The sequence below is a fragment of the Streptomyces sp. NPDC004542 genome (assembly GCF_040610035.1).
In the GTDB taxonomy this organism is placed as follows: Bacteria; Actinomycetota; Actinomycetes; order Streptomycetales; family Streptomycetaceae; genus Streptomyces.
In genome coordinates this window covers 20,895-27,175 of the sequence record NZ_JBEXLP010000094.1, presented here as the reverse complement: position 1 = coordinate 27,175, position 6,281 = coordinate 20,895, and the positions used below count along the sequence as shown (strand labels likewise).

Sequence of the window (6,281 nt, the reverse complement as noted above, 5' to 3'; positions counted from 1 at the left end):
TCAGGCTCCCCCGCCGCCCGCGGGCGGCGCGATGGCCGACGCGCTGCGGCGCGCGGGGCTGCTCGACCCGAAGAACGGGCGGCGCTGACCACCCGGGGCCGGGCGCCTTCCACGCAGGAAGGGCCCGGCCCGCGGAAAACCGGTGGCCGGGAAGATCACCCGCCCGCGAGACTGCGTCCGTGCCCGCCACCGATCCCAAGGCCGACCTCCAGGTGTATCTGCAGGACGCCCGCGATGTGCTGCTGTGGAAGCTGGACGGCCTGTCCGAGTACGACGTACGGCGGCCCCTGACTCCCACCGGCACCAACCTGCTCGGACTCGTCAAGCACCTCGCCGGTGCCGAGGCGCTGTACTTCGGCACGGCCTTCGGGCGGCCCTTCGCCGACGGGCCCGCGCTGTGGATCACCGGGGACGCCGAGCCGGACGCGGACCTGTGGGCACGGCCCGAGGAGAGCCGGGAGCGGATCACCGGCCTGTACCGGCGGGCGTGGGCCCACTCGGACGAGACGATCGCCGCGCTGCCGCTGGACGCGGTCGGCCGGATACCGGGAGGGCCGGGCAACGACATCACGCTGCACCGCGTCCTCACCCACATGATCGCCGAGACCCAGCGGCACGCCGGGCACGCCGACATCGTCCGGGAACTGATCGACACGGCGGCCGGCCAGCGCGAGCAGGGCCGCAACATGTCCCCCGGGGACGCCGGGGCACGGCGGGACCACCGCGGCCGCGTGGAGGCCGCGGCACGGGAGGCGGAACGCCGGTACGCGTAGCGCGTGCCGCGTTCTAGCGCTCGGTCACCTTGCCGGCCGCGACCTCCAGGCGGCGGGTCACCCGTACCGCGTCCAGCATCCGCCGGTCGTGGGTGACCAGGAGCAGGGTGCCCTGGTAGGAGTCGAGGGCCGACTCCAGCTGTTCGATGGCGGGCAGGTCGAGGTGGTTCGTCGGCTCGTCCAGGACGAGGAGGTTGACGCCCCGGCCCTGGAGCAGGGCCAGGGCGGCCCGGGTGCGTTCGCCCGGTGAGAGGCTCGCGGCCGGGCGCAGCACATGCTCCGGCTTCAGGCCGAACTTGGCCAGCAGGGTGCGCACCTCGACCGGCTCGGTGTCGGGGACGGCCGCGCGGAAGGCGTCCAGCAGGGCCTGCGGGCCGTGGAACAGCCTGCGGGCCTGGTCGACCTCGCCGACCAGGACACCCGAACCGAGCGTCGCGTGCCCGGCGTCGAGGGGGATCCGGCCGAGCAGCGCGCCGAGCAGGGTGGACTTGCCCGCGCCGTTGGCACCGGTGACCGCCACCCGGTCCGCCCAGTCGATCTGCAGGCGGACCGGTCCGAAGGTGAAGTCGCCGCGCCGTACCTCCGCGTCCCGCAGCGAGGCCACGACCGAGCCGGAGCGCGGGGCCGCCGCGATCTCCATGCGCAGCTCCCACTCCTTGCGGGGCTCCTCGACGGTCTCCAGGCGCTCGATCATGCGCTGGGTCTGGCGGGCTTTCGCGGCCTGCTTCTCGCTGGCCTCGCTGCGGAACTTGCGGCCGATCTTGTCGTTGTCGTTGCCCGCCTTGCGGCGCGCGTTCTTCACGCCCTTGTCCATCCAGGAGCGCTGCATCTGCGCCCGGTCCTGGAGGGCCGCCTTCTTGTCGGCGTACTCCTCGTAGTCGTCCCGGGCGTGCCGGCGGGCCACCTCGCGTTCCTCCAGGTAGGCCTCGTAGCCGCCGCCGTAGAGGTTGATCCGCCGCTGGGCGAGGTCGAGTTCGAGGACCTTGGTGACCGTGCGGGTGAGGAACTCGCGGTCGTGGCTGACGACGACGGTCCCGGCGCGCAGCCCGGCGACGAAGCGTTCGAGGCGCTCCAGGCCGTCCAGGTCCAGGTCGTTGGTGGGCTCGTCGAGCAGGAACACGTCGTAGCGGGAGAGCAGCAGGGAGGCGAGGCCCGCGCGGGCCGCCTGGCCGCCGGACAGGGAGGTCATCGGCTGGTCCAGGTCCACGGCCAGGCCGAGGGAGCCGGCGACCTCCTCGGCCCGCTCGTCCAGGTCGGCGCCGCCGAGGCCGAGCCAGCGCTCCAGGCTCGCCGCGTAGGCGTCGTCGGCGCCGGGCGCGCCCTCGACCAGCGCCTCGGTGGCCGCGTCCATCGTCCGCTGGGCCTCGGCGACGCCGGTGCGGCGGGCCAGGAACTCCCGCACGGTCTCACCGGGCCGGCGCTCCGGCTCCTGCGGGAGATGTCCCACGGTCGCCGTGGGCGGGGAGAGCCTGAGCTCGCCCTCTTCCGGCACGGCCAGTCCGGCGAGCATCCTCAGCAGCGTGGACTTGCCCGCTCCGTTGGCTCCGACGAGGCCGATCACGTCCCCGGGGGCGACGACGAGGTCGAGGCCGGAGAAGAGCGAGCGGTCGCCGTGGCCGGCGGCGAGGTTCTTGGCGACGAGGGTGGCAGTCATCAGGACGCCGATCCTAACGGCCGGGCCGCCCGCCGCTCAGCCGGGCTTTGCGCGCGTCACCGCGGCCACCAGCACGCTCCCGGACGTCCGGGCCACCACGAAGGCCTCTCCCTTCACCCTCTACCCCTGTCCGACCGCGGTTTGACGGTCCGGCCACGCCGTCACGCCCTCGGGCGGCCGGGCCGGCTCGCCCGGCCGCCCGAGGGTGTCAGCTGCCGGGGAGGTGCCGGCCGGTGCGCGGCGGACGTACGCCGTCCAGGGTGGTGGCCGCGGGCGTGGCGGGCGTGCCGCCCGAGGTGGCGCGGGTGAACGCGGCGGCGCCGCCGGCGAGCGGCACCCGGGCCGACGTACGGGCCAGGTCCAGGGTGAGCGTCGGGGTGGTGGACGGCGGATCGATGAGGTCCTTGTCCGTGCCCGCGACGATCAGGGCCAGGCGGTGGCCCCGGGGGACGACGTGGTCGGTGGCCGCGAGGTCGAGCGTGAGGGTGTACGCCTTGCCCGGGGTGAGCGGGCGGCCCGCGCGGTCGGGGGCGTAGTGGCCGAGATCGGCCCAGCCGCGGCTGAGGACCGTGGAGCCGACGGCGGCCGTCTTCGCCCGCGTCGCCTTGAAGCAGGCGCTGTCCCCGGCGGTGCTCGCGCCCCAGCAGGTGCGGTCGGTGAGCGTGGTGATGCCCTCGGCGGCGTCCGCGTAGTCACGGATCGTGTCGGGGCCGACGTCGACGAGGACGGCGGACAGGTGGGCCGTCGAGGTGGTCGGGGTGGCGGTGACGGTGACCTCGGAGGAGCCGGACAGGCGCAGGTCACGGGTGAGCGGCCGGGTGAGGAAACCGGCCTTCTCGGGGGTCGGGCGGGTGATCCGCGCGGCCCAGTCGGTCTCGCTCAGGCGCGGGTCGTCGGTGAAGGTCTCGGTGCCGGAGCCCTGGCGCAGGCCGAGGGTGCCGACGCCGGGCCGCGGTCCGGTGGCCGGGCGCAGCGTGGTGGCCCGAGTGGTGCGCGGCGGCCAGACCTTCGAGGTGACCCACTGGTCGGGGTGGCGCTCGATGTCCGCCATCGGCTCGCGGTCGATGCCGTTGGCGTAGCCGAGGAGTTCGTGGTCGAACCAGCGGTGCAGGGTCTCGACCCAGTCGGCGCGCCGGTAGTCGAAGGGGTCGACGTGCCCGGTCTGGGAGAGCCAGATCTTGCGCTCGACGCCGTGCTTCGCGAGGGCGTCCCACCACCGGCCGGCGTGCTGGGTGCGGACGTTGAGGTCCTGCATGCCGTGCACGAGGAAGACGCTCGCCCGTACCTTGCCCGCGTCCTTGACGTAGTCGCGCTCGGTCCACAGGGGCGTCCAGTCGCCGGTGCGGGGGGCTCCGTCGACCAGCTTCCGCTGGACGGCGGCGCACGTGGCGCGGGCGCCGTCGCTCTCCACCGCGTCGGACAGGGCGTCGGGGCCGGAGTCGTACAGCGGGGCGCCCTTGGCGAAGTAGTAGTCGTACCAGGAGGAGATGCCGCTGATCGGCACGATCGTCTTCAGGCCCCTGACGCCGGTGGCGGCGACGCCGTTGGCGATGGTGGCGTCCCAGCTCTTGCCGATCATGCCGGTGCGGCCGTCGGTCCAGGTCGCCCGGACGGTGGAGGTGCCGGTGCGGCTGGTGTAGGCGCGGGCGCGGCCGTTCAGCCAGTCGACGACGGCCTTCGCGGACTGGATGTCGCTCGGGCCGCCGATGTCGACGCAGCCGTCGGAGCGGTTGGTGCCGGCGAGGTCGACGCCGACGAAGGCGTAGCCGCGGGGCACGAAGTAGTTGTCGTAGAACAGCGGCATCTGCACGACGTGGCCGCTCGCGTCGTAGGTCTTCAGCTGGCTCTCGTTGCCGCGCCCGCAGCAGGAGTAGTACGGGCTGGCGTCCATGATGACGGGGACCTTTTGGCCCTGCCGGGCGGGTTCGGCCGGCCGGACGATGTCGGCGGCGACGCGGTCGGTCCTCCCGTCGCCGTCGCCGTCGAGGCCGGTGTCCACCCAGACGGACTCGCGGACGGCACCGGCGTAGGAGTAGACCGGCCGGCTCTCCTTCGGGGCCGGGGCGGCCTGGGCGGCGGCCGGGGTGAGGAAGGCGGCCGTGAGGACGGCGACGGCCGCTGTCGCGAACGTTCTCCAGGTCGTGAAGCGCGTGCGTTTCGGCATGCGCGGACGGTACCTCGGCCAACTGCCCCGCAGTAGTGGGCATCTGAGTGGCCGTCGCCTTCGTGACGGCCGAATGGCGATCGTGTGACACGGGGTGCTGTGGACACGCCAGGAGCCACAGGGTCTGAATAGGCTCCGAACAGACTTGTCGTCCCTACGACTTGGAGCTGACGTGCACCGCAGAATCCTCGCCCCGGGCGCACTCGCGGCGGCCTCCCTGCTGCTGGCGATCCCGGCATCGGCCGCGAGCTGGGCACCCGGCGCGCCGGGCATCGGCGACCCCTACTACCCGTACTACGGCAACGGCGGCTACGACGTCTCCCACTACGACCTGAGGCTGCGCTACCAGCCCGCGACCGACGAGCTGGAGGGCACGGCGACCGTCCTGGCGCGGACCACCGAGGACCTGTCCCGCTTCGACCTGGACTTCCTGCTGGACGTGAGCGAGGTCCGGGTCGACGGTGCCCCGGCCGCCTTCGCCACCTCCGGGCAGCACGAGCTGGAGATCACCCCGAGGACGCCGCTGGCCAAGGGCACGCCGTTCACCGTGGTGGTCCGCTACAGCGGGGTGCCGTCGACGAAGAGCGCCTACGGGTTCTCGACCTGGCACCGCACCCCGGACGGGGCGGTCGCGGCGGACGAGCCCGAGGCCGCGTGGTGGTGGTTCCCCAGCAACGACCACCCGCTGGACAAGGCCACCTACGACGTGTCGGTGGCCGTGCCGGACGGCACCCAGGCCATCTCGGGCGGAACGCTGCAGTCGACGAGCTCCAAGCTCGGCTGGACCCGCTACACCTGGCGGCAGAACAAGCCGCAGGCGACGTACCTGGCCACCCTCGCGGTCGGGAAGTTCGACATCACGACCGGCACCTCCGACGGTGGTGTCCCCGTCGTCAACGCCTACAGCAAGGACCTCGGCGACAACGACGGCGCGGCCCGGGCGAGCGTGGAGCGGACCGGGGAGCTGGTGGACTGGCTCAGCGGGTACTTCGGGCCGTACCCGTTCGCCTCGGCGGGCGGCTACGTACCCAACACCACCACCGGGTACGCGCTGGAGACGCAGACCCGGGTGTACTACAGCCCCAAGCAGTTCGCCTCCGGCTCCAACACCTCCGTGGTGGTGCACGAGCTGGCGCACCAGTGGTACGGCGACGACGTGTCGCTGAAGGGCTGGAAGGACATCTGGCTCAACGAGGGCTTCGCGCGGTACGCGCAGTGGCTGTGGTCCGAGCACGAGGGCGAGGGCACCACACGGGAGCTGGCGGACTACGTGTACGCCTCGCACCCGGCCGACGACGCGTTCTGGACGGTCGCGCCCGGTGACCCGGGCCCGGACAACCAGTTCGACACCGCGGTCTACGACCGGGGCGCCCTCGCCGTCCAGGCACTGCGGGGCGCGGTCGGCGACGACGCCTTCTTCGCCATCCTCAAGGGCTGGCCCGAGGAGCACGCGTACGGCAACGCCTCGGTGGCCGACTTCCAGAAGTACGCCGAGCGGGTCTCCGGCAAGCCGCTCGCGGCGCTCTTCGACACCTGGCTGTTCCAGCCGTCGAAGCCGGCCGCGTCCGCGGCGCGCGCCGCGTCGGTCGCGAGGACCGCGACGGCGCCCGCCCGGCCGAGGTCCTGGAAGAAGATCGAGGCGACGAACGACGTGCACGCGCGCTGACGCCGTCCCGTCGGGGGGGCGGGC

At 73.4% G+C, this 6,281-nt stretch carries 4 protein-coding genes; 2 read left to right on the top strand and 2 right to left on the bottom strand.

Annotation, left to right across the window (positions count from 1 at the left end; all coding sequences use genetic code 11):
• The first annotated feature begins 179 nt into the window (after positions 1 to 179).
• Positions 180 to 773: a DinB family protein gene (locus ABZX30_RS32315; RefSeq protein WP_355940136.1), complete on the top strand. Its 594-nt coding sequence runs from the start codon at positions 180 to 182 to the stop codon at positions 771 to 773.
• Positions 774 to 786: 13 nt separating this feature from the next.
• Here ABZX30_RS32315 and ABZX30_RS32310 read toward each other — a convergent pair whose 3' ends face one another.
• Both ABZX30_RS32310 and ABZX30_RS32305 read right to left on the bottom strand, forming a co-directional pair.
• Entirely contained in the window at positions 787 to 2,427 is a 1,641-nt protein-coding gene (locus ABZX30_RS32310) for an ABC-F family ATP-binding cassette domain-containing protein (protein WP_355940133.1), read from the bottom strand.
• A 208-nt stretch (positions 2,428 to 2,635) separates the two neighbouring features.
• Positions 2,636 to 4,591: a Xaa-Pro dipeptidyl-peptidase gene (locus tag ABZX30_RS32305; RefSeq protein WP_355940130.1), complete on the bottom strand. Its 1,956-nt coding sequence runs from the start codon at positions 4,589 to 4,591 to the stop codon at positions 2,636 to 2,638.
• 172 nt (positions 4,592 to 4,763) lie between these two features.
• Between ABZX30_RS32305 and ABZX30_RS32300 the strand changes: the two genes are divergently transcribed.
• Entirely contained in the window at positions 4,764 to 6,257 is a 1,494-nt protein-coding gene (locus ABZX30_RS32300; RefSeq protein WP_355940127.1) for a M1 family metallopeptidase, read from the top strand.
• Positions 6,258 to 6,281 lie beyond the last annotated feature (24 nt).

Coding starts and splice junctions, on each gene's coding strand:
- ABZX30_RS32305 (WP_355940130.1), bottom strand. CDS start 4,591: ATGCCGAAACGCACGCGCTTCACGACCTGGAGAACGTTCGCGACAGCG.
- ABZX30_RS32310 (WP_355940133.1), bottom strand. CDS start 2,427: ATGACTGCCACCCTCGTCGCCAAGAACCTCGCCGCCGGCCACGGCGAC.